The sequence below is a fragment of the Micromonospora sp. NPDC049891 genome (assembly GCF_040660295.1).
GTDB lineage: Bacteria > Actinomycetota > Actinomycetes > Mycobacteriales > Micromonosporaceae > Micromonospora.
Genome location: NZ_JBFAML010000035.1, coordinates 1 through 23629, shown reverse-complemented (window position 1 = coordinate 23629; position 23629 = coordinate 1). Strand labels below are relative to the sequence as shown.

The following is a 23629-nucleotide window of genomic DNA, read 5'->3' as shown; positions in this document are numbered from 1 at the left end:
GCGGCAGGTCACCCGGGCCCCTGGTCCGACCGCACCGGTCGGACCAGGGGCCCCTCGTGCCGCCTGCGCCACGGTTGCCGTCACCCGCGTCGGCGCGGTACGCCGCAACCGGCTACCGCCGCGTCAGCGGGGGCGCACCGTGGCGCGGGCGGATCAGGGCACCGTCTTCTCGATCGCGGCGCGACCGATCTCGTCAAGTTCGCGTCGGGCCCGCTCGATGTTCTCGGCGGTGAGGTCCTGCCCCCGGGCCATCACCAGATCCTCCGGCTCCCAGGGCTGCTCGGCGCCCGTACGGATGTTGTCCCCGGCGGCGCCGGTCCCGGTTCCCGTCGCGCCGGTCCCTGCGGCGTACGGGTCGGCGATGATGTTCTCGGTCGGCGCGTTTCCGGTCTGGTCACCCGGTTCGGCGAACGCCGGATTGTCCCGGTCAGCGCCGCCTCCAGTGATCAGTTGAGGAACCGTGCTGTCGTCGTCGACCGCCGCGGCCGCCTCGGGGCGCTCCTCCAGCGGTCGTTCCCGATCACGATCCGTCATCGCTGCTGCCCTCCTGTCCGCGGCGCTCTCCGGCCCTGTTGGGCGTACCCGCCCCGGCGGCGGCCATGCCTCGCGGGAGGTACACCGAAGGCGGGTGCCCCGGACCCGGGGCACCCGCCTTCGGCTGGTGTCGCTGTGCTGAGCTGCCGCGAGTCAGCGTCCGAGCACGCGGTCGAGGAAGTCCCGGTACTCGCGCACGGCCACCCGCAGCTGCTCGGTGTCGGCCGAGCCGGCCTCCTGCCAGCCGCCGAGCTTGTTGCGGTGCTCGGCCAGTGCGGCGGACAGCGCCTGCATGGCCTCCTCCACCAGCGACTGCGCCTCGCCGGCCGCGGCCCGGGGGTCGTCCACGAAACGCAGCTGGACGTCGCGCCAGCGGTCCCGGAAGCCCTGCGCCGTCGCGTCGTCGAACAGGGTCGCCGCTCCGGCCGGCACCGCCGACCCGGAGGTGGCCGTGTCCGCAGGCGAGGTCTGGGTGTCGGGGTCGACCATCGCGGGGGTGGCGCTGCCGTAGCCGGCCCCACCCGCTGCCGCCGTGTCGTCCTTCGTCGTCGTCCGGGTGTCGTCGTCCGTCGTCGCAGTCGCCATCACGGTGTCGTCCGTTGCCGGGTCCACGTCGACGCGGTCGTCGGCCACCCGGTCGTCGGCCACCCGGTCGCCCGCCGTCGTATCGGTGTCGGCCGACGCCTCGACGTCGCGGTCGTCGACGTCATCGGCGAACTCGTCGCCGGTCCGGTCGAACTCGGCCGTCGGGTCCGCCCGCAGCCCCTCCCGTTCGCCGTCGACCGCGCCGTCGCCGGGTCGGGCGGTGTCCTCCTCGCGCGGGTCGCGCTCGTCCTCGGGGCGCGGACTGGCCAGCGCGGACGCGGCGACCGCGCCACCGACGGTGGTCGCACCGAAGGCGGTCGGCACCGGACCCGGCTCGTTGAACTCGGCCCGCTCGCTGTCGGAGCCCGGTCGGCCGTCCCAGGGACGGCCCCGGTCGGCCTCCGCCCGGTCACGGTCCGTCGGCTCGTCGAAGGTGTCGACGTCCTCGCCGGTCTCCCGGTCGTCGTCAGTGTCCGGCACCGCCACCGGGGCGGAGCGTACGGTCTCCGGGTGGTCGTTGTTGAGCTGCTGCTCTTCCTGCCGCATGGTGGTCTCCTCAGCGGTTGGTGGCGTCATGGGCGGCGTCGGGCTGGCGCTGTTCCGGCGTCCCGGTGGCGACCGGCGGCTCCTCGCCGAGCAGGTCGCTGAAGAGGGCGCGGTAGTGGACGACGGCCTGGCGGAGATCCTCGGTGCTGGCCTCGCCCCGGGAGTTGCGGAGATGGATCTCGTGCGCGTCGCGGTAGTGACCCAGCGTGCGCGCGTGCTCGACGGAGAGATGGGCGATCTGGTCGTCGAACTCACCGGTCGGGTAACCGCGTTCGGCGATCAGCCGGCTGACCAGTTCGTCGGCCTGACCGACGGTCTCGGCGGGGGAGTCGACGAAACGTACCTGAAGCTCCTCCCATGCCTCGGCGTACCGGGCACGGGATTCGGGGGTGAGCGGGACCAGTTCGAGCTCGGCGTGCCGGCGTTCCCGGTCCCGCAGCTCGCGCTCGGCGGCGCTGCGGCTGTCCTGCTCGGCGACGACGTGGTCGTACTCGGGACCGAAGCGCTGCCGGAGCGCCCGGCGGCGGCCGGCCACGACGACGGCGGCGGCGATGGCGGCGACCACCAGGATGACGAGGACGGTGACGACTATCTGCGTGGGCGACATGGCTCCTCCTTCGCCTGCAGGTATTCCCGCCACGCACTGATCGCCAATCCCGTTCCGGAGCACTTTCCTGCCCCGATCGCGTTGCCGGCAGGGCGAAACCCGACAAGCGGTTCGTCCTCGGAACGTTCGGCAACGTACCGGTAGTCTCGACGGACGGTAGTGCGACAGGCGCGGATTACGTATCCTGCCCAAGGCGCCTGAGCCGGCGTCCCGGCGGGACGACCGGGGTGCGCCCCGGTGACGGCGCTGCCCGGCTGTGCCGGAGCCCTTCCAGCCACCCTTCCGGGCGAGGTCCGATTGAACACCCGCGACTGGCCGATCCGCTCGAAGCTGACCGCGTTGGTCGTCGTGCCGGTTACCGCCCTGCTGGCGCTGTGGATCTTCGCCACCACGCTCACCTTCGGACCGGCGCTCGACCTGCTCTCCGCCCGTACCCTCCTCTATGACCTCGGCCGGCCTGGTGAGACGGTGGTGGCCGAGCTGCAACGGGAGCGCCGGCTCTCCGTGGTGCACCTCGCCTCGCCCCGTACCGAGTGCGGCCAGCCGGCGGCCAACTGCGTGCTGCCGGCGCTTGTGGAACAACGGACCCGCACCGACGCGGCGATCGCGGAGCTGCATCGGCGGGCCGGTGGGGAGAAGCTGCGGGACGCGGCCGGTGAGCTGCTCGAAGCCCGGCTTGATCGGCTCCTCGGCGAGTTGGACGCGCTGCCGGCCGGCCGCGCCTTCATCGATCGTCGGGACCTCGACCGCGCTGGCGCCGTCGGCCTCTACAGCGGAATGATCTCCTCCGCCTTCCACACCTTCACCGCCCTGGCCAACCTGCCGGACCACGACCTCAACCGGGAGGCGCTGGCGCTGACCAGCCTCGGTCGCTCCCGGGAACTGCTGGGCCAGACCGACGCGCTGCTGGCCGGTGTGCTGACTGCCGGGAGGTTCGCCGAGGGCGAGCACACCCTGCTCGTACAGGGCATCGGCAACCAGCGGTTCCTGGCCGAGGCCGCGGTGGCCGACCTGCCCGAGGCGGACCGGACCGCGTACCAGCGGCTGACCGAGCAGGAGGCGTTCGGCCGGCTGCGGGCGATGCAGGACGACCTCGTCGCCGCCGACCCGTCGGCCCGGCCCAGGCTAGATCCGCAGCAGTGGCAGACGAGCTACGACACGGTGCAGCAGTCGCTGCGGGACTTCGAACTGACCCAGGCGGACGGACTGGCCGACCGGTCCGTGCCGATGGCGGTACGCACCCTGGTGCGGCTGGCCGCAGCCGGACTGCTCGGCCTGGTCGCCGTCGTGCTCTCGCTGGTGGTGGCGGTCCGGGTCGGCCGCACCCTCGCGCGGCGGTTGACCCTGGTACGCGGCACGCTCGCGGATGCCGAACGGCGCCTGCCGGAGGTGGTGGACCGGCTGCGCAAGGGGGAACAGGTCGACCTGGCGCGGGAAGCATCGGTGGCCGACCGGGGCGCCGACGAGATCGGCCAGGTAGCGCAGGCGTTCACCGAGGTGCACAAGGTCGCCATCCGCTCGGCCATGGTCGAGGTGAGCCTGCGGCGTGGCCTCAACGACGTCTTCCTGAACATCGCGCGACGCAGCCAGGGGCTCGTGCACCGGCAGCTCGCCCTGCTCGACCGGTTGGAACGCGACGCGGAGGACCCCGATCACCTGGCCGAGCTGTTCCGCGTCGACCACCTCGCGACCCGGCTGCGTCGGCATGCGGAGGACCTGGTCATCCTCGCCGGTGCGGCACCGGGACGGGGCTGGCGTAACCCGGTCGCGATGGTGGACCTGATCCGAGGAGCGATCTCCGAGGTCGAGTCGTACGACCGGGTCGACATCACCACCGTGCAGCCCGCCGGCACGGTCGGCCGGGTGGTGGGCGACATCATCCACCTGCTCGCCGAGCTGATCGAGAACGCGACGGCGTTCTCACCGCCCGGTTCACGGGTCGAGATCTCCGGTGAGCACGTGGCCCACGGCTACGCCCTCTCCGTCACCGACGAGGGTCTCGGCATGAGCGAGGCGGCCATCGACGAGGCGAACCTCAAGCTGGCCCGGTCGCCGGAGTTCGATCCCAGCGAGACCGCCCGGCTCGGCCTGTTCGTGGTGGCGCGACTGGCCGCTCGGCACGACGTCCGGGTGCGGTTGCGTCGGTCGGAGGGAACCGGCCTCACCGCTGTGGTGCTCATCCCGACCGAGCTGATCACGGAGGAACCGTCGCCGTTGCCCGGCCCGGAGGCTCTGGCGGGCGACGACCGGGGTGCCACGCCGGAGCAGCGGAGGCTGGCCCGGGCGACCCGGCTGACCACAGTGCCCCGGCCGCGAACCCGAACCGGCTCACGTGGCACGTCCGCGTCGTCCGGCGGCCCGGCGGGTGGAGCGGTGTCCGACGCGACGGTCGCGGCTCCGGGCAGCTCGACGGTCGGGCCGGCCGAGGCTGACGGCCTGCCCCGTCGGATCCGCCGACGAGCCGCCGCGCCAGCCACAGCGGACTCGCCGACCGCGCCGGGCCCGGGGGCCGTCAACGGTGTCCCGTCCGGCACCGAGGCTGCTCCGGTCGGCCCGCCGGGCACCGCGACCGGGGCGGAGTCAGCCTCCGCCACCGGGGCGCGGCCATCCGGGACCGACTCGTCCACTCCAGGGGCAGCGGGCGCCGGACCGACCGCCGCGCAGCCGGGCGTGGCTCGTGGCGACCGTGCGCTGGAGGAGCCGACCGTCCAACTGCCGCCGGTGACCGCACGGACGACCGCGATCGACGGGCCGACCGTGCGACAACCGGTGGTGGCGTCGCGGGCCCAGGTCCGGCCGCACCGCGATCCGGCACCGCGAAGCCCCGAGGAGGCTCGTCGGGTCATGTCGGCGTTGCAGGCGGGAACTGCGCGGGGTCGGCGCGCCGCCACCCGCGACCCCGACCAGGACGGGCTGACGCCCGAGCATCCGACCGGCCAGGCCGGAGCGCCCCCGGTGGCGCCGAACCAGCAGGGCGGCCCACCTGCGGTACGTCCGACCCGCCCGGCCGGGGCCTCAGTGGACCTGCCCGACCGGACCGAGCCGGGCCCCGAGGGCCAGGACCGGACCACCGCGCCGCCCGGCTCCCCGCCGGGCACCGCGCCGGTGGAATCCCCGACCGTGACTGAGAGGGACGCCTGATGCAATCGACGAGGCAGAACGCAGATCTCGACTGGTTGCTCGACGATCTGCTGGAACGGGTGCCGACCGCGCGGCACGCGGTGGTGCTGTCTGCGGACGGACTTCTGCTGGGCTCCTCCGCCGACATGGACACCGCCGACGCCGAGCACCTCTGCGCGCTGGCCTCCGGCCTGTCCAGCCTCGCCCGGGGCGCCAGCCGGCAGCTGACCGGGGGACCCGTCCGGCAGACAGTGGTGGAGATGGAGTCCGCGTACCTCTTCGTCACCGCGGCGGGGCAGGGCGCGTGCCTGGCGGTCGCCAGCGACGCCGACGCGGACATCGGCCTGGTGGCGTACGAGATGGCGATGCTGGTGACCCGGGTGGGCGAGAACCTGGGTGTGCCGGCTCGGGCGTCGGTGGGTGCCACCGATGCGGACTGACTTACCCGGGCACCGACACGAGTGGCTCGACGACGACGCCGGGCCGGTGGTGCGGCCCTACACCCTCACCGGGGGACGCGTCCGTCCGAGCGCGGACGGATTCGACCTGGTCGCCTACGTGCTGGCGAAGCCGGACCCGGACCTCGCGGCCTACCCGGAGCTGCATCCGGAGCACCGGTTGCTGGTGGAGCTGGCCGGCCGCGGTACCCCGGTCGTGGAGCTTGCCGCGGACCTGGACCTGGCCGTCGGCGTGGTCCGGGTGCTACTTGGTGATCTGCTGTCCCGGGGACTGGTCGCCGTGCACCAGCCGCCGCGCGCCACGTACCTTCCCGACAACGACATCCTCAAGGCGGTGGTCGATGGACTCCGTGCGTTATGACGGCGAGCGGCGGGGCCATCGGGTGCCCATCGCGCTGAAGATCCTCGTCGCCGGCGGCTTCGGTGCCGGCAAGACGACGCTGGTGAGCGCGTTGAGTGAGGTCCGGCCGTTGCAGACCGAGGAGATCCTGACGGGTGCCGGCATCGACACCGACGACCTCTCCGGCGTGGAGACGAAGTCGACGACCACTGTGGCGATGGACTTCGGGCGGATCACCATCAACGACGACCTCCAGCTGTACCTCTTCGGTACGCCCGGACAGGACCGGTTCTGGTTCCTCTGGGACGAACTGGCCTTCGGGGCGCTCGGCGCGGTGGTGCTCGCCGACACCAGGCGGTTGGCCGACTGCTTCCCCTCGATCGACTACTTCGAGCAGCGGGGCATCCCCTTCGTGGTGGGGGTGAACTGCTTCGACGATTCCCGGCGGTTCAGCCTGGAGGCGGTACGCAGGGCCCTGGATCTGGACCCGGACGTGCCGATGGTGCTCTGCGACGCCCGCGACCGGCAGTCCGGCAAGACCGTGCTGATCTCCCTGGTCGAGCACGTCGCGCGGCAGCGGGGCGAGCCGGTGCCGACGGCCTGAGCCGACCGCGGGGCAGCAGCGGGGGCGGACCGGATCGACCGGTTCGCGCTCCGGAGGTCTAATTCGCCCGTGTCGGGGGAAGGCTTCTGATGGAAATCGGCGGACGAGCGAGCGGAGGCGGAAACCGGTGGCAGGTCGAGGCGAGATCGTTCACATCGGTGGCTACACCGCGCCCAGCGGAGGGCGGGGCACCGGCATCGTCGCCGCCCGGCGGGAGCCGGGTACGGGTGAGCTGACGTCGCTTGGCACCGTCGCGGTCACCGAGTCACCGTCCTTCCTCGCCCGCCACCCGACCCGCCCGGTGCTGTACGCGGTGAACGAACTGCCCGACGGTCGGATCAGCGCCTGGCGGGTCGAGACCGACGGTGACCTGGCGTCCATCGGTTCGTGGCCGACCGGTGGCGCGGAGCCCTGTCACCTGGCGGTCGCGCCGGGCGGCGGCCACCTGTTCGTGGCCAACTACGGTGGCGGCAGCGTGACGGTGTTCCCGCTCGACGCAGAGGGGGTGCCCGGCGAGCGCACCGACGTGGTGGAGCACCAGGGGCACGGGGCCGACCCCGAACGCCAGGAGCGGGCGCACGCTCACATGGTCTCGCCGGGTACCGGCGCGTCGCCGTTGCTGGCGGTCGATCTGGGCACCGACTCGATCTACCGGTACGACCTCGACGCCGCCACCGGGCGACTGGTACCACGAGCGCCCCGGGTGCGTACCGCGGCCGGGGTGGGGCCGCGGCACCTGGCCCGACACCCCGACGGGCGACGCTGCTACGTCTCAGGGGAACTGGACGGTTCGGTGCTGGCCTACGAGCTGACCGACGGGACGCTGCACCAGCGGGGCCGGGTCGAGGCCAGCGACCGGGGCGGACACGTCCAACCGTCCGAGATCGGAATCGGTCCGGACGGCCGCTTCCTCTACGTCGCCAACCGGGGCGTCGGCACGGTAACCGTCTTCGCCATCGGCGCGGGCCTGCCCGAGCTCGTGGCGGAGGTGGAGACCGGCGGCGAGTGGCCCCGTCACTTCGCGCTCATCGGGGAACACCTCTACGTCGCCGACGAACGGGCGGACATGGTGCGCACCTTCCGCGTCGAATCGGCGACGGGCGTGCCGGTCGCGATCGGGGAGCCGTTGCCGATTGCGAGCCCTACTTGCGTTCTGCCCTGATCGTGGGCGTGGGACATAGATACATCCACATTGCGCCGCTGACTCGTCACTCAAAGTTACTAAATCACGGTAAACTGTTTCTCCTCTGTAACTTTCGTCCGAACGGCCATGGCAGTCCAACGGTCGGATACGCAAGATGGTCTGCGTGTCAGCAGGCCGCCATCGCATGCGTTCAAGTATTCACGGTGCCGCCGCCGCAGCAGCGGTCGGCGTACTCGTCGTCACCGCTGGTGGGTGGGTGGGCTATCGCCAACTCGCCGGCCAGGACTGCTCGGGCAAGATCGAGCTGTCCGTCGCGGTGGCGAGCGAGCTCGCCCCGGCGGTCGACGAGGCGGCCACCGAGTGGGAGGAGAAGGGTGCCGCCGTCGATGGAACATGCATCGATGTGACGGTCGCCGCCTCCGACCCGGTCGAGGTGGCCGCGGTGGTGGCGGCGAAGCACGGCGCGATCCTGGCCGGGGTGGGCCAGGCCAGTGGCACCGCGGTGAGCCCGGACGTCTGGATTCCGGACTCCTCGACCTGGCTGCTGCGACTCAAGACCGGCGGTGCGGCGGCCTTCGAGCCCGGCAACGGCTCCTCCATCGCGAGCAGCCCGGTGGTGGTCGCCATGCCGGAGCCGATCGCCACCCGGCTGGGCTGGCCGCAGCAGGAACTCGGCTGGACCGACCTGCTGACGCGCCTCAACAGTGACCGCCCGCTGAAGACCGGCATCGTGGAGCCGACCCGCGACGCCGCCGGCCTGTCCGGGCTGTTGTCGATGATGACCGCCGCCGCGTCGACCGGCGGTGCGACGGCCGAGCAGGAGCGCATCGGCGCGCTCCGGGCGCTGGCCTCGGGCGCCTCGGCGCTGCGCCAGGACCTGCTCGCCAAGTTCCCGACGGCCGCCGACTCCACCACCCTGGCCAGCGCCCTCGGTGCGGCGGCGCTCTCCGAAGAGGATGTCATCCAGTTCAACGCCCGGAAGCCTCCGGTGCCGTTGGCGGCGCTCTACCTGAAGCCGGCACCGCTGCAGCTGGACTACCCGTACGCGGTGCTGCCCGGGATCGAGCCGGCCAAGGCGTCCGCCGCCGGGGTGCTGTTCGAGGCGCTCACCACGGGGGCGTTCAAGGACAAGCTGGCCGCACAGTCGCTGCGGGGGCCGGACGGCAACTGGGGTGCCGGCTTCAACGCGCCGCAGGGCGCACCGAGCCCGGCCGGCGGGGACGCCTCCGCCACGCCGCCGGCGCAGGGCGGTGTCGCCGCCGGTGGGCTGGCACCGGACGCGGTGGAGCGGGCCGTCTCCAGCTGGTCCATCGCCACGCTGTCCGGCCGGATGCTCTGCATCATCGACGTCTCCGGTTCGATGAAGAAGGAGGTCCCGACCGCCAACGGGGCCACCCGCCAGCAGGTCACCACCGAGGCTGCCCGGCGCGGGCTGAACCTGTTCGACGACTCCTGGTCGATCGGCCTCTGGGTCTTCTCGACGAACCTGGTGGGCTCGCGGGACTACCGGGAGGTGGTGCCGGTCGCGCCGCTGTCGCGGCAACGCAGCGAGCTGGAGCGGGGTCTGGACCAGGTCACCTCGTCGAGCGGGGACACCGGGCTGTACGACACGCTGCTGGCCGCGTACAAGGACGTCCAGGCGAACTGGGAGCCGGGCAAGGTCAACTCGATCGTGCTCTTCACCGACGGCAAGAACGAGGACGCCGACGGCATCTCCCAGAAGGCCCTGCTCGCCGAGCTGAAGCGGATCAAGGACCCGGACCAGCCGATCCAGGTGATCATCATCGGTATCGGCACCGAGGTCAGCAAGTCGGAGCTGGACACCATCGCGCAGAGCGCCGGTGGCGGTGCGTTCGTCGCCACCGACCCCACCAAGATCGGTGACATCTTCCTCCGGGCGATCGCGCTGCGGAAGGCACCCGCCTGACCTGAGACACCCGGAAAAGGGGCCTGTGGTACCGGTTTTCGCCGATACCACAGGCCCCTTTCTCGCTGTCCTACGCTTTGGAAACTGACGGCAATACGTCGGAAGCAATTGGTAGTCATGGTTGTCGGGGCAGGATGTCGTCGTGCATCGGCAGACCCGGCCGCACCCGGCCGGGCCCGTGCCGTCGGCGAGCGAAGTGGGAGGGCCGGTGACCTCGGCGACGCTGTTGACCCCGGTCAGAACGTCATCGCTACCGCACAACCCCCCGCCACCGGGGCGACCGGTGCGCACCGACCAGCGGACGTACGTCCGGACCCTGGTGGTGCTGGACGCCGCAGTGCTGGCGGTGGCGGTGCTGGTCGGCTACGCCGTCCGGTTCGGTGAGGCCGCGCCCCGTGGCCCGGTGCCGTACGTCCTGGTCGCCCCGGCGCTCGTGCTGGCCTGGCTGGTCTCGCTGAAGGCCCTGCGCTGCTACGACGACCGGGTCGTGGGCTACGGCGCGGACGAGTACCGGCGGGTGAGCATGGCGAGTCTGCGGCTGGCCGGCGCCACCGCCATCGCCGGCTACGTCGCCGACGTCGGCGTCTCCCGAGGCTTCCTGGCCATCACCTTCGCGGTGGGCACCATCGGGCTGGAGGTGGCCCGGTTCGCCGCCCGTAAGCGCCTGCACCGCGCCCGGTCGCAGGGGGCGGGCTGGTCGCGGCGGGTGCTCGTGGTCGGTGACACCGCCCACGTGCTGGAGTTGGTGCACACCCTGCGCCGTGAGCCGTACGCCGGCTACCAGGTGGTCGGTGCCTGCATCCCGGACGCCCTGCTCGCCCCGGTAGCGCAGCGGCTGGGCGACGTGCCGGTGGTCGGCTCTTTCCGGGCGATCCCGGAGGCCGCCGCCTCGATCGGCGCGGACACGGTGGCCGTCACCGCCTGCGGGGAGCTCACCGCCACCCGGTTGCGTCGGCTCGGCTGGCAACTGGAGGGCACCGGCATCGACCTGGTGCTGGCCCCGGCGCTCACCGACGTCGCGGGCCCGCGCATCCACACCCGACCCGTCGCCGGCCTGCCGCTGATCCACGTGGAGGCGCCCGAGTTCCGCGGCGCCCGCAAACTGGTGAAGGGGTTCGTGGACCGGTCGATGTCGCTTGTCGCGTTGGCGTTGCTGCTACCCCTGCTGGCGGTCATCGCGCTGGCCGTGAAGCTGGACAGCCGGGGCCCGGTGTTGTTCCGGCAGACCCGGGTCGGGCAGGGCGGCCAGGAGTTCGGGGTCTTCAAGTTCCGCACCATGGTGGTCAACGCGGACGTGCTGCTGGCGGAGTTGGCCGCCCGCAACGAGACCGACGGTCTGATGTTCAAGATGCGGGACGACCCCCGGGTGACCCGGGTCGGCCGGCTGATGCGCAAGTGGTCGCTGGACGAGCTGCCGCAACTGGTGAACGTCCTGCTGGGGCAGATGAGCCTGGTCGGTCCCCGGCCGCCGCTGCCCTCCGAGGTCGCCCGCTACGACGGAGACGTGGCCCGGCGACTGCTCGTCAAACCGGGGATGACCGGGCTCTGGCAGGTCAGCGGACGGTCCGACCTGAGCTGGGAGGACGGCATCCGGCTCGATCTCTACTACGTGGAGAACTGGTCGCTGGCCGCCGATCTGACGATCCTGTGGAAGACCGTCGGCGCGGTGGTCAACAGTCGGGGCGCGTACTGACCCGGCCGACATGCCTCACGGCTGGGGGCCGAACCAGTCCAGGCAGACCACGACGGCGTCGTCGGTGAGGTCACCGGCGACGAACGCGCGCAGGTCGCCGAGCAGGGAGCGGACCGCGCCCAGCGGTGTCATCGGCGTGGTCCGGCGCAACATCCGATCGAGTGCCGTCAGGCCGTACCGCTCGGCGCCCCCGGTCGCCTCGATCACCCCGTCGCTGATCATGAACAGCCGGTCGCCGCGCTGGAGCTGGATGAACTGCTCGCGGTAGTCGGTCCCCTCGAACATGCCGAGCGGGAACTGCTCCTCCAGCGGCTGAATGCTTACCTCGCCGTCGCGTAGCAGGACCAGCCGGGGCGAGCCGGCGTCCACGGCGGTGAGCCGCCCGGTGCGCAGGTCCAGTTCGAGCAGCAGGGTCGCGAGGTACTGCGTGCCCCGGTGCAGGTCGTAGATCGCCTGGTCGGCCAGGGCGGCCTGGTCGGCCAGGGAGATGCCGGCCCGGCGGGCGTTGCGCAAGGCGCAGGTGGCCAGGGTGGTGAGCATCGACGCGACGACCCCCTCACCCATCCCGTTGATCGTGGCGAGCCAGACCCGCTCGCCGTCGTCGGACCAGTCGAAGCTGTCGCCGCGCACCGCGTACGCCGGTTCCAGCTGACCGGCGAGGCTGAACGAGGGGCGCACTCGGCTGCGTCCCGGCAGCAGTTCCCACTGCATCTCGGCGGCGAGGGTGAGCCGGCGGCTGCGCCGGGCCACCAGGTACACGTCCGTGCTGGCGCTGACGGCGGCCAGCTCGTGGGCCAGCGCGGTGGCCACCTCCGCCAGCTCGGCCAGCCGTGCGTCGGTGACCGGCGTCACCCGGAGCACCCCGCGCTGTTCCCCTCGCATGCTCACCGGTAGGTATCCGACGCCGTCGGCGTAAACCGGATTCTGGTGGTCGAAGCAGCGCCACGCCGGGTGTCCGGGCGTCGTAATCGCCTCCCCACCGCTGAGTGGCAGCAGCGCTGCCAGCCGGTAGTCGACCTGAAACAGTTCCGTGTCGGTGATGCCGTACTCCCGCTCGAACAGCTCCCCGACACGCTTCACGAGGAGGTCCACGGGAGCGGCGGTGATGGCCGCGCTGCCCTTGTCGACCGGCTTGGTCATGGTCTCTCCTTGATCACAAGCCCAACCACCGACGGAATCGGAGTACGCTCAGGCGCACCATGGCGGAACTGCATGGTCCACCGGGACCCGAGATGAGTATGGCTGCCGAGCTGGATACCGCGGCAGGTGCCCTGCTGACGGTGTGGGACGGTGCGCGGGAGCGGACGGCCAACCGTATCTCCACCGCCCAGCTTCGCGCCGTCATGCTCGTCGAACGACACGACGGCATCAACCTGCGGCGCCTCGCCACCGGCCTGGACATGCTGCTCTCGTCGGCCAGCCGGCTCTGCGACAGGTTGGTGGCCGCCGGGATGCTGGAGCGGGAGCCGGGTCGTGCCGACCGGCGGGAGATCTCCCTGCACCTGACCGCCGAGGCCCGCCGGTTGCTGGCCGAGCTGCGCGACGACCGTCGGCAGCACCTGGCGGCGATCCTGGCCGACATGACCCCCGAGGCCCGGGAGGCGCTGCTGCGCGGGCTGCGAGCCTTCGACGAGGCCGCCCGCGCGCGGGTCGTGCGGCCGGTGTCACCGCTGGTGCCGCAGGCCGAGGAGCCACGCGCGGAGCAGTTGCCGGACGGTCGGGACGCCGTCGAGGCGGCGTCGCGTGGCTGGGTGGCGGGGGACGCTTCCGTCTTCCGGACGGCCTGACCGCACCGGCCACCGGCGGCGGGCCGCCCCCGGTGGCGCCGTTCGGCCGGTTGCCACCGGGTCAGTCCCCGGTCGGTCCGATCGCCAGCATCGCGATGTCGTCGTGGCGATGTCCGGCACACCACGTGTCGACCTCCCGTAGCACCCGGTCGACAAGCGCTGCCGGGGACAACCCGGCACCGGCAGCCAACGCGCGGCGTAGCCGCCGTTCGCCGAAGATCTCCGTGCCGTGCGGGCCGCCCCGGGCCTCGGCGACCCCGTCGGTACGAGTGAACAGCAGCTCACCGGGGCTCAGCAGCAGGTCGGTGGCGGTGAACCGGGCACCGGGCAGCGCACCGACCGGCATGCCGCCCACCCGAACCGCTGTCACCGTCCCGTCGGCGCGGATCACGAGGGGTGCCGGATGCCCACCCCCGGCGATCCGCACCCGCAGCTCGCCCTCTGGCCCGGGACGCAGGGCGCCCAGCAGCAGGGTGGTGAGCTGGCCGCGCCGGGACGCGTCCGGAATGTCGAGCAGCGCCTGGTCGAGCAACCGGAGCAGCTCCCGCGGTTGCTGCTCGACCAGACGCAGGGTCTGCAACGACTGGCGTACCCGGCCGGTGAGCACGGCCGCACCGACGCCCTTGCCGCAGACGTCGCCGACGGCGAACAGCGCACCGCCATCGGTCGGCAGGACGTCGTAGAAGTCGCCACCGATGCGCAGACTGTCCCCAGCCGCGCGGTAACCGCCGGCCAGGCTCATCCCGGCCACGGTGGGCAGTTTCGGCGGCAGCAGGCTGTTCTGTAGCACCCGGGCGAGATGGCTCTGTTCGTCATGCAGCTGCGCGGTGGTCAGCGCGGCCCCGGCCCGGGCGGCGAATTCCCGGACCAACTCGACGTCGCGGCGGTCGAACCCGGCCCGCTCGGATCGGCGTAGCAGCACCAGGGCGCCGGCCGTCCGGCCCGCTCCCGGCATCGGGCTGACCAGCAGGGTCGCGGGCGGTCCGAAGCCTGCCGGGAGCAACGGGTCGAATCCCTCCCGCCCGGTGCCCGGCCAGCGTCGCGGATCGGTGGGCTCGCCGTCGAGGGCCTCGACGAGTCCGGGCACGGCGGCGACCACGTCCCACTCGACAGCCCCGCTGGCCGGCGCGGTGTCGTCGGCGGCGTGCCGCACCCAGTGCGGCCGGTACTCCGTCGGAGTCGGTGGCAGGTGCACCACCAGGGCCAGATCGGCCAGGTACGGCACCGGCAGGGTGGCCACGGCGCGCAGGGCCTGGTCCCGCTCCAGCGCCAGGCCGAGTTCGCGGCCGGAGCGGGCCAGGAACCGGGTACGCCGCCGCTCGGCCAGCAGTTCCTCGGCGCGAGCGTGCTCGTCGGTGACGTCCCGCACGTACCAGGCGGAGCGGTTGCCGCCCAGCGCGCGGCGGACGCCGCGCAGCCGCCGGCCGAGGTGTTCACCCTCGAATTCGTCCGCGCCGGTGGCGACCGCCGCCGCGAGCGGGGAGCGGGCCAGGTCCGTACCGACCACGACGTCCGGCAGCAACTCCCCGGCCATCGCGTTGGCCAGCCCGACCAGCCCGGCTCCGTTCGTGGTCAGCACCGCCTCGTCGAGCCCGTCGAGCAGCTCACGGGCGAGTTCGGCGTCCACGGGTGGCGTGGGGAGGGGCACGCCGGTGGCGGGGCGACCCGACCGTCCCTCGTCGGCCCACTCGCCGGTCGCATCCGCGAAGGCGCCCTCTCGGGTGCTGGTCACCGGCGGGCACCGGGCGCTTGGCGCTGTCGACCAGTACGCATGCCGGTGGTGCACTCCTCGGGGTCACGGTTGGTTGCCTGCCGGCAAGCGTACCGAGCTGTTCCTGAGGCGTGCCTGTCGAGCGAGTCAGAGCCGGGCCAGCCAGCCACCGGGGCGGGCGATGATCCGGCGTACCACCGAACCGGCCGCTCCCACCGCGGCGGCTGTGGCGCCGAGGGTGGCCGGCCGGACGGTGACCGGGGACCAGGCCGCGGTGAGCACCCGGCGTTCGATCTCGGCGAGTACGGGTGGCCGGAGCCAGCCGGTGAGCGGGGCGTAACCGCCGCCGAGCACCACCGTGTCGAGGTCCAGCAGGTTGACCACGCTCGCCACGGTGACTCCGATCGCCGTACCGGCCTCGGCCAGGGCGCGCAGGACCGCGGGGTGCTCGGCGGTGGCGAGCTGGGTCAGCCGGGTCGACGCCCGGTCGGCCGGCAGGTCGGCTCCGGCCAGGCCGGCGGCGGAGAGAATCGCCTCCTGGCCGGCGTAGAGCTCCAGACACCCACGGCCGCCGCAGCGGCACGGTGGCCCGTCCGGGCGGACCGGGATGTGCCCGATCTCGCCGCTCCAACCGCGGGTGCCCCGGAACAGCGCGCCGTCCAGGACGATGCCGGCACCGATGCCGACCTCTCCGGAGATGTGCAGGAAGCTGCCCGGCGCGGCACCGGCGTGCAGCTCGCCCAGGGCGGCGAGGTTGGCTTCGTTGTCGACCACCAGGGGCGGCACGCCGTCGACGGTCTCGGTCAGCGGGGGGCGGTCGGCCAGCAGTTCCGGCACCGGCACGTCCCGCCAGCCCAGGTTCGGTGCGAGGCGGACCCGCCCGGCGTCGTCGACCAGGCCGGGCACCCCCAGGGCCGCGCCGGCCAGGGTCAGGCCCTGGGCGTCGGCGTCGGCGCGCGCCCGGCCGGCCAGCTCGGCGAGCCGACCGAGCGCGTCCGCCGGGGAGACGGGTCGCAGGTCGGCCCGGTGCACCGTGTGGTGCCGAACCTGACCGGCGAGGTCGACGACGCACGCGGCCAGGTAGTCAACGTTGATCTCCAACCCCAGCCCGGCCGGGCCGTCGCCGGCCAGCATCAGACCGCGCGCCGGGCGGCCGGCACCGGCCCGGGGTGTCGGGTCCGCCTCGGTGACGAGTCGACCGGCGACGAGATCCTCCACCACGGCCGAGACGGTGGCCCGGGTGAGGCCGGTGTCAGCGGCCAGCGCGGCCCGCGACGGCGGGCGGCGGGCGGCGGCGATACGGCCGAGCACGAGGGCGAGATTCAGCTCACGCAGGCTGCCCTGCCGCACCGCACCGGCCGGGGCTACGGGTGGCTTCACCCCTTGACACTGCCACACCACAGTCATTTAATTCAACCACTGAACAAATAGCGGATGACACCACCGGAGGTCTGCCATGGCACCCCGTCCCACCCCTGCCGACAAGTTCTCCTTCGGGCTCTGGACGGTCGGCTGGCAGGGCCGCGACCCGTTCGGCCACGCCACCCGCGAAGCGTTGGACCCGGTGGAGTCGGTGCACCGACTCGCCGAGCTGGGCGCGTACGGCGTCACCTTCCACGACGACGACCTGGTGCCGTTCGGTGCGGACGCCGCCACCCGCGACGCCCAGATCGCCCGGTTCCGCAAGGCGCTCGACGAGACCGGCCTGGTGGTGCCGATGGTCACCACCGACCTGTTCCAGCAGCCGGTCTTCAAGGACGGCGGCTTCACCAGCAACGACCGTGACGTCCGGCGGTACGCGCTGCGCAAGGTGCTGCGCAACGTCGACCTCGCCGCTGAGCTGGGCGCGAAGACCTTCGTCATGTGGGGCGGCCGCGAGGGCGGCGAGTACGACGTGGCCAAGGACGTCCAGGCTGCGCTGGAGCGTTACCGCGAGGCGGTCGACCTGCTCTGCCAGTACGTCATCGACCGCGGCTACGACCTGCGCTTCGCGCTGGAGCCGAAGCCCAACGAGCCGCGCGGCGACATCCTGCTGCCCACCGTCGGGCACGCCCTGGCGTTCATCTCCACCCTCGCCCACCCGGAGCGGGTCGGGGTGAACCCGGAGGTCGGCCACGAGCAGATGGCCGGGCTGAACTTCGTCCACGGCATCGCCCAGGCGCTCTGGCAGGGCAAGCTGTTCCACATCGACCTCAACGGCCAGCGCGGCATCAAGTACGACCAGGACCTGGTCTTCGGCCACGGCGACCTGCTCAACGCGTTCGCCCTGGTCGACCTGCTGGAGCACGGCGCACCGGGCGGCGGCCCGGCGTACGAAGGGCCGCGCCACTTCGACTACAAGCCCTCCCGCACCGAGGACATGGACGGGGTGTGGGTCTCCGCCGCCGCGAACATGCGGACCTACCTGCTGCTCAAGGAGCGGGCGGCGGCGTTCCGGGCCGACCCCGAGGTGGTCGAGGCACTGGCCGCGAGCAAGGTCGGCGAGCTGGGCGTACCGACCCTGGGCGACGGCGAGGGCTACGCAGAGCTGCTCTCCGACACCAGCGCGTTCGAGAGCTACGACGTCGACGCGGCCGCCGCCAAGGGCTTCGGCTTCATCCGGTTGAACCAGCTCGCCGTCGAGCACGTGCTCGGCGCACGCTGAGGCGGCCGGCATGCCGCTCGTCGCCGGGGTGGACTCCTCCACCCAGTCGTGCAAGGTGGTCGTCCGGGACGCGGAGACCGGTGCCCTGGTCCGGCAGGGCCGGGCACCGCACCCGGACGGCACCGAGGTCGACCCCTCGGCCTGGTGGTCGGCCCTCCAGACGGCGATCGACGCCGCCGGTGGGTTGGCCGACGTCGCAGCGGTCTCCGTCGGGGGCCAGCAGCACGGCATGGTCTGCCTCGACGAGGCCGGCGAGGTCATCCGGCCGGCGCTGCTGTGGAACGACACCCGGTCCGCCGCGGCGGCGGCCGAGCTGATCCAGGAGGCGGGCGAGGGGCAGACCGGCCGCCGGTTCTGGGCCGACGCGGTGGGCAGCGTGCCGGTGGCCAGCTTCACCGTCACCAAGCTGCGCTGGCTGGCCCGGAACGAGCCGGCGAACGCCGCTCGGGTGGCGGCGGTCTGCCTGCCCCACGACTGGTTGACCTGGCGGCTGGCCGGGGCCCCCGGGCTGGACGCGCTGCGCACCGACCGCAGCGACGCCAGCGGCACCGGCTACTGGTCCCCGGCCACCGGCGAGTACCGGCCGGATCTGTTGGAGCAGGCGCTCGGTCGGATGGTGCGGGTGCCGACGGTGCTCGGCCCGACCGAGGCCGCCGGGCACCTTGCGTCGGCGGCCCTGGCCGGCTCCGGTGCGAGAGCCGGTTCGGGCTCCGGCGCAGCGCTGCTCGGGCCGGGTGCGGGTGACAACGCCGCCGCCGGCTTCGGTGTCGGTGCGCGTCCCGGCGACGTGGTGGTGTCGATAGGCACCTCCGGCACGGTTTTCAGCGTCGCGGACAAACCGGCGGCCGATCCGAGCGGTATCGTCGCCGGCTTCGCCGACGTGACCGGCCGGTTCCTGCCGCTGGTCTGCACACTGAACGCGGCCCGGGTGCTGGACGCCGCCGCCGCGATGCTGCGGGTGAACCTGGACGAGCTGGCGGACCTGGCGTTGGCCGCGCCGCCCGGCGCGGACGGGTTGGTCATGGTGCCGTACCTGGAGGGCGAACGCACCCCGAACCTGCCGGACGCCACCGGGGCGGTGCACGGGCTGACCCTGCGCACCTCGACCCCGGCGCACCTGGCCAGGGCAGCCGTGGAGGGGATGCTCTGCGCCCTCGCCGACGGGCTCGACGCGCTGGCCGCCCACGGTGCGGCCGTACGCCGGGTGATCCTGGTCGGCGGCGGCGCGCGCTCGGCGGCGGTGCGTCGCATCGCGGCGCAGGTCTTCGGCTGCCCGGTGGTGGTCCCACCGCCCGGCGAGTACGTCGCCGACGGTGCCGCCCGGCAGGCCGCGTGGTTGGCTCTGGGCACGGTGGAACCGCCGTCCTGGACACCGTCCGGCGTCGAGGAGTACGCAGCCGAGCCGGTGCCCGGCATCCGGGAGCGCTACGCACAGGCCCGGGAGCGCCACCTGGACCGGTTGCCCAAGGGCTGACCATCACCGACCCCGGATCGGGTGGCATCCGCGTGACGAGGAGCCACCCGATCCGGGATCGAGCACGATCTCGCCCGTGCCGCAGGGCGACCCGGTGATCAGCTCGTTATCCCGCCCTGGTTGGCTGCCCGCATGACCTCGACCACAGGCGGACCCGCGCGGGTGTGGGGCAGAAGCGCGCCGCGCCGGCTCTACAGCGTCGTGGTCTTCGTGCTGCTCGCCTCGCTGGACAACGTGGCGATCGGTCTGGTGCCCCCGCTGTACGGCGCGATCGCCGATTCCTTCGAGGTGCCGCAACGGCTGCTCGGCCTGGTCACCGCGATCAGCTTTCTGGTCAGCGCGGTTGCGGCGGTGGGCTGGGCCTACTTCGGCGACCGTGGCAACCGCAAGCCGTTGCTCATGATCGGTACGTTGCTCTGGGCGGCCGGCACCGGGGGCAGCGCACTCGCCGGGAACTATCCCACCTTTCTCGCCGCGCAACTGCTCGCCGCGGTGGGCCTCGGTGCGGTCGGGTCGGTCGGTTACTCGGTCGTCACCGACCTCATCACCCCTCGCCGTCGGGGCCTGGTGATGAGCTTCTGGGGGCTCTCCCAGGGGGTCGGCACCGTGGCCGGCGGCCTCGTCGGCGGGCTGCTCGGCGCGGCCGACTGGCGCCGGCCGTTCCTGGTGCTCACCGTGGTCGGGTTGGCCGCCACGGCGGCCTACCTGTTCACGTACGACATCCGACGCGGCCAGAGCGAGCCGGCCCTGGCCGCCGCGCTCGCCACCGGCGACGACTACGACTACCGGATCAGCCGCGCGGACCTGCCCGTCATTCTGGGTCGGCGGACCAACCGTTGGCTGATCCTCCAGGGCCTCACCGCGCAGGCCGCCTTCGGTTCGCTGGTCTGGCTACCGGTGCTCTTCCGAGAGCGGGCCGAGGACCAGGGATACACCGCGGCGACCGCCATCGTGGTGGGCAGCGTCTTCGCCGCCCTGTTCCAACTCGGCGGGGTGTTCTCCATCGTCGGCGGGCTGATCGGCGACGCGCTGCAACGGCGTACACCCTCGGGTCGGGCCATGGTCGCGGCCATCGGCATCTTCGCCGCGCTCCCGTTCTATCTGGTGCTGTTCTTCGTGCCGATGCGCATCGACGTGCCCGACGGTGCCGGCAGCGGCGCGGTCGTGCGGGCGGTGCTGGCCAGCGTGGTCAGCGAACCGACGGTCGGGCTGAGCCTGCTCGCCGCCCTGCTGGCCCTGGCGTTGACCTCGGCGAACTCACCGAACTGGTTCGCGCTGATCGCCGACGTCAACCCACCGGAGAACCGGGGCACCGTCTACAGCCTCGGCAACCTGGTGAACGGGGTGGGACGGGCGGCCGGCAACGGCCTCGTCGGGGTGGCCTTCCACGGGCTACGGGTGGCCTTCCCGCCGCCGCTGAACTACGCCGTCGGGCTGGCCGCCTTCCAGCTCTTCTTCATCCCCACCGGGATCATGTACTGGCTCGCCGCCCGCACCTCGCCGAAGGACATCGCCGACGTACGGCAACTGCTGAACACCCGCGCCGAGAAGCTGAAGTGAGCACCGGTAGGGCCCCGAGGGGCCCTACCGGGACGGCTCAGGCGGCGCGGACCCAGACGGTCACGTCGGTGGGCACCGAACCGTCGTCGTTCAGCGGTGCGCTGCTGTGCACCACCTCGCCGTCGGGTGCCGGTACGGCGCCCGTACCGAAGTTGGTGGACACCACCAGGTCACCGTTGCGGAAGGCCAGCACCTCGTCGCCGGAGGTGAGCCATTCCAGGCTGCCCCGACCGAGTCCGTACGCGCGGCGCAGCCGCAGCGCCTCCCGGTACAGCTCGTACGTCGAGCCGGGCACCCCGCGCTGGCGGTCCAGCGCGTACTCGGCCCAGACCGGCGGCTGCGGCAGCCAGCTCGCGTCGGTCGGTCCGAAGCCGTAGGAGGGCGCGTCGGCCTCCCACGGGATCGGCACCCGGCACCCGTCGCGGCCCCGCTGGGTGTGTCCGCTGCGTTCCCAGGTCGGGTCCTGCCGGGCCTCGTCGGGCAGGGTGGTGTGCTCCGGCAGGCCGAGTTCCTCACCCTGGTAGAGGTAGGCCGAGCCGGGCAGGGCCAGCATCAGCAGGGTGGCCGCCCGGGCCCGCCGCAGCCCGGTGGCGGCGTCCGGCTGCTCGTCGCCGATGCCGATGCCGTTGGGTCGGGGCGCGCCGACCGGCAGCCCGAGCCGGGTGGCGTGCCGCACCACGTCGTGGTTGGAGAGCACCCAGGTGGTGGGCGCGCCGACCGCGTCGGTGGCCTCCAGCGACCGCGTGATCACCGCGTACTGGGCTGGGGCGGTCCAGGAGGCGAGCAGGTACTCGAAGTTGAACGCCTGGTGCATCTCGTCGGGGCGTACGTAGCGGGCCAGCCGCTCGGCCGGCTCCACCCACGCCTCGGCGACCAGAATCCGCTCACCGGGGTAGCCGTCCAGCAGCCGCCGCCACTCGCGGTAGACCTCGTGCACGCCGTCCTGGTCCCACATCGGCGGGCGGGGCTTGTCCGCCTCCTGCCCGGAGAGGATCTCCTGCGGCTCCTGCCAGTCGGCCAGGTCGGCCTGCTTGATCAGGCCGTGCGCCACGTCGACCCGGAAGCCGTCCACGCCGCGGTCCAGCCAGAACCGCAGCACGTCCAGGAACTCGGCGCGTACCTCGGGACTGTCCCAGTTCAGGTCGGGCTGGGCGGTGTCGAACAGGTGCAGGTACCACTGGCCGTCGGGAACCCGGGTCCAGGCCGGGCCACCGAAGACGCTCTGCCAGTCGTTGGGCGGCTCGGCCCCGCCCGGTCCCCGTCCCTCGCGGAAGATGTACCGCACCCGCTCGGCACTGCCCGGACCGGCGGCCAGGGCGGCCTGGAACCAGGCATGCGCCGACGAGGTGTGATTGGGCACCAGGTCGACGATCACCCGCAGCCCGTTGGCGTGTGCCTTCGCGATCAGGTCGTCGGCGTCGGCGAGCGTGCCGAACAACGGCTCGACGTCCCGGTAGTCGGCCACGTCGTAACCGGCGTCGGCCTGCGGGGACGGATAGAAGGGGGAGAGCCAGACCGCGTCGACGCCCAACTCCGCCAGGTGGTCGAGGCGGGCGGTGATCCCGGGCAGGTCGCCGATGCCGTCGCCACCCGAGTCGGCGAACGAGCGGGGGTAGATCTGGTAGATCACCGCCTCCGTCCACCAGCCGGTCGGTGGGGTCTGGTGCGTCGCGTCGTGGTTCAGGGCGTACTCCCATGGTCGAGCCGTACGGGCCGGCGGGCCCGGACGGCGTGCTGGCTGCCGTTCAGTGTGCCCGGGCGGGCGCGGTCGAATCACGCACGACCAGCCGAGTGTCCAGGATCACCGAGGAATCCGGTTTGATCATGTCGGCGTCGGTGGCCCGCCCGCAGAGCGGGTCGAGCAGCAACTGCGCGGCCAGCCGGCCCTGCTCCATGGCCGGCTGGGCGATGGTGCTCAGCCCCAGCACACCGGAGAGGGCGTGGTCGTCGATGCCGATCACGCTGACGTCCTGGGGGACCCGTAGGCCGGCGTCGCGCAGCGCGGTCAACGCACCCATCGCCATCTCGTCGCAGGCGGCGAAGATGGCCGTCGGCGGGTCGCCCCGCCGCAGCAGTTCCTCGGTGGCCCGGGTGCCGCCGGCGATGTCGAAACTGGATTCCACGTCGAGGCTCGGGTCCGGGCGCAACCCGGCCGCGCGCATCGCCTCCTGATGGCCCCGGCGCCGGTCCAGGTGGGCGCTGAAGGCGAGTTCGTCGTCGGGATCACCGGAGATGTGGGCGATCCGGCGGTGCCCCAGGTCCAGCAGGTGCCGGGTGGCGGTCCGCGCCGCCGCCACGTCGTCGATGCGTACGCAGGGCCAGCCCGGCACGGTGGTGCCGGAGCTGATGGTGACGCCGGGCAGGTCCAGCGCCGCCAGCGCGGTCACGTCGGTGGCCCGCAGCGGGGTGGCGACCAGCATGATCGCGTCCACCCGCTTGTGCAGGTGGGTGGCGTGCAGTACGCGCTGCCGGTTCTGCTCGCGCCCACCCAGGTTGTGCAGCAGCAGGTCGTACCCGGCCCGGTGGAAGAAGTCCTCGGCCGCCTCGACGACCACGCCGAAGAACCACCTGGTGATCCGGGGGACCACCACCGCCACGGTGCCGGTGCGGCCACCGGCCAGCCGTGAGGCGCTCGGCGACACGGCGTACTGCAACTGCTCGGCGGCGGCGAGCACCCGGCGGCGGGTCGCCGCCGACACCGTCGGCAGCCCGCGCAGTGCCCGGGAGACGGTGGCCGTGGAGACGCCGGCCAGCCGGGCCACATCGTCGATCTTCGTCACGGTGAAACCCCGCTCACGTCCCGCGTGGTGCCGCCGCCCACGGCGGCGCCCGACTCAACTTCAAGCCGTTGTACGCCGACATCGTGCGTGCGCAGCCCGACCTTCTTCAGTGATG

General features: G+C 72.8%; 19 protein-coding genes. 11 read left to right on the top strand and 8 right to left on the bottom strand.

The window, feature by feature from the left end:
- Positions 1–153: 153 nt before the first annotated feature.
- From AB0I71_RS28925 to AB0I71_RS28915, 3 genes are all read right to left on the bottom strand, one after another.
- A complete protein-coding gene (locus AB0I71_RS28925) occupies positions 154–534 on the bottom strand; it encodes a hypothetical protein (RefSeq protein ID WP_357589935.1) in 381 nt (126 codons plus the stop codon).
- Between the two features lie 153 nt (positions 535–687).
- A complete protein-coding gene (locus AB0I71_RS28920; protein ID WP_357589933.1) occupies positions 688–1665 on the bottom strand; it encodes a hypothetical protein in 978 nt (325 codons plus the stop codon).
- A 10-nt stretch (positions 1666–1675) separates the two neighbouring features.
- On the bottom strand, positions 1676–2272 hold the full coding sequence (locus AB0I71_RS28915; RefSeq protein ID WP_357589931.1) for a hypothetical protein: 597 nt from the start codon (positions 2270–2272) through the stop codon (positions 1676–1678).
- Between the two features lie 297 nt (positions 2273–2569).
- On the opposite strand from AB0I71_RS28915, the gene AB0I71_RS28910 reads away from it, so the two are divergent.
- The 7 genes from AB0I71_RS28910 to AB0I71_RS28880 all read left to right on the top strand — a co-directional run bounded on the left by AB0I71_RS28910 (position 2570) and on the right by AB0I71_RS28880 (position 11558).
- The gene (locus AB0I71_RS28910) at positions 2570–5413 is read left to right on the top strand and encodes a nitrate- and nitrite sensing domain-containing protein (protein ID WP_357589989.1); all 2844 of its coding nucleotides are present in this window, start codon (positions 2570–2572) and stop codon (positions 5411–5413) included.
- On the top strand, positions 5413–5832 hold the full coding sequence (locus AB0I71_RS28905; protein ID WP_357589927.1) for a roadblock/LC7 domain-containing protein: 420 nt from the start codon (positions 5413–5415) through the stop codon (positions 5830–5832). The genes AB0I71_RS28910 and AB0I71_RS28905 overlap by 1 nt, the downstream gene beginning before the upstream one ends.
- Positions 5822–6211, top strand: a complete 390-nt coding sequence (locus AB0I71_RS28900; protein WP_357589925.1) for a DUF742 domain-containing protein — start codon at positions 5822–5824, stop codon at positions 6209–6211. Before AB0I71_RS28905 ends, AB0I71_RS28900 begins: the two co-directional genes overlap by 11 nt.
- The gene (locus tag AB0I71_RS28895) at positions 6192–6794 is read left to right on the top strand and encodes an ATP/GTP-binding protein (RefSeq protein ID WP_357589923.1); all 603 of its coding nucleotides are present in this window, start codon (positions 6192–6194) and stop codon (positions 6792–6794) included. Before AB0I71_RS28900 ends, AB0I71_RS28895 begins: the two co-directional genes overlap by 20 nt.
- Before the next feature lie 127 nt (positions 6795–6921).
- Positions 6922–7956, top strand: a complete 1035-nt coding sequence (locus AB0I71_RS28890; protein ID WP_357589921.1) for a lactonase family protein — start codon at positions 6922–6924, stop codon at positions 7954–7956.
- 145 nt (positions 7957–8101) lie between these two features.
- Entirely contained in the window at positions 8102–9865 is a 1764-nt protein-coding gene (locus tag AB0I71_RS28885) for a substrate-binding domain-containing protein (RefSeq protein WP_357589919.1), read from the top strand.
- Positions 9866–10073: 208 nt separating this feature from the next.
- Positions 10074–11558, top strand: coding sequence for a sugar transferase (locus tag AB0I71_RS28880; protein ID WP_357589917.1), 1485 nt, complete (start codon positions 10074–10076; stop codon positions 11556–11558).
- 15 nt (positions 11559–11573) lie between these two features.
- On the opposite strand, the gene AB0I71_RS28875 is transcribed toward AB0I71_RS28880, so the two are convergent.
- Positions 11574–12698 (bottom strand): PP2C family protein-serine/threonine phosphatase, encoded by a 1125-nt coding sequence (locus tag AB0I71_RS28875; protein ID WP_357589915.1) that lies wholly within the window; start codon positions 12696–12698, stop codon positions 11574–11576.
- Between the two features lie 92 nt (positions 12699–12790).
- On the opposite strand from AB0I71_RS28875, the gene AB0I71_RS28870 reads away from it, so the two are divergent.
- Positions 12791–13345, top strand: a complete 555-nt coding sequence (locus tag AB0I71_RS28870; RefSeq protein WP_357589913.1) for a MarR family transcriptional regulator — start codon at positions 12791–12793, stop codon at positions 13343–13345.
- A 61-nt stretch (positions 13346–13406) separates the two neighbouring features.
- On the opposite strand, the gene AB0I71_RS28865 is transcribed toward AB0I71_RS28870, so the two are convergent.
- Positions 13407–15077 (bottom strand): SpoIIE family protein phosphatase, encoded by a 1671-nt coding sequence (locus AB0I71_RS28865; protein WP_357589911.1) that lies wholly within the window; start codon positions 15075–15077, stop codon positions 13407–13409.
- Positions 15078–15203: 126 nt separating this feature from the next.
- Positions 15204–16436 carry an ROK family protein gene (locus AB0I71_RS28860; RefSeq protein ID WP_357589909.1) on the bottom strand — a complete coding sequence of 411 codons (1233 nt, stop codon included), beginning with the start codon at positions 16434–16436 and terminating at the stop codon, positions 15204–15206.
- 76 nt (positions 16437–16512) lie between these two features.
- Here AB0I71_RS28860 and xylA point away from each other — a divergent pair, with 76 nt between their 5' ends.
- The 3 genes from xylA (at position 16513) to AB0I71_RS28845 (ending at position 20734) form a co-directional block, all read left to right on the top strand.
- The gene (xylA, locus tag AB0I71_RS28855; protein ID WP_357589907.1) at positions 16513–17700 is read left to right on the top strand and encodes a xylose isomerase; all 1188 of its coding nucleotides are present in this window, start codon (positions 16513–16515) and stop codon (positions 17698–17700) included.
- Positions 17701–17710: 10 nt separating this feature from the next.
- A complete protein-coding gene (gene xylB, locus AB0I71_RS28850; protein ID WP_357589905.1) occupies positions 17711–19174 on the top strand; it encodes a xylulokinase in 1464 nt (487 codons plus the stop codon).
- A gap of 132 nt (positions 19175–19306) precedes the next feature.
- Positions 19307–20734 (top strand): MFS transporter, encoded by a 1428-nt coding sequence (locus tag AB0I71_RS28845; RefSeq protein ID WP_357589903.1) that lies wholly within the window; start codon positions 19307–19309, stop codon positions 20732–20734.
- A gap of 37 nt (positions 20735–20771) precedes the next feature.
- Here the strand turns inward: AB0I71_RS28845 and AB0I71_RS28840 are convergent, their stop codons facing one another.
- Positions 20772–22418, bottom strand: a complete 1647-nt coding sequence (locus AB0I71_RS28840; RefSeq protein WP_357589987.1) for a glycoside hydrolase family 13 protein — start codon at positions 22416–22418, stop codon at positions 20772–20774.
- 61 nt (positions 22419–22479) lie between these two features.
- Positions 22480–23514, bottom strand: coding sequence for a LacI family DNA-binding transcriptional regulator (locus AB0I71_RS28835; RefSeq protein WP_357589901.1), 1035 nt, complete (start codon positions 23512–23514; stop codon positions 22480–22482).
- Positions 23515–23629: the final 115 nt, after the last annotated feature.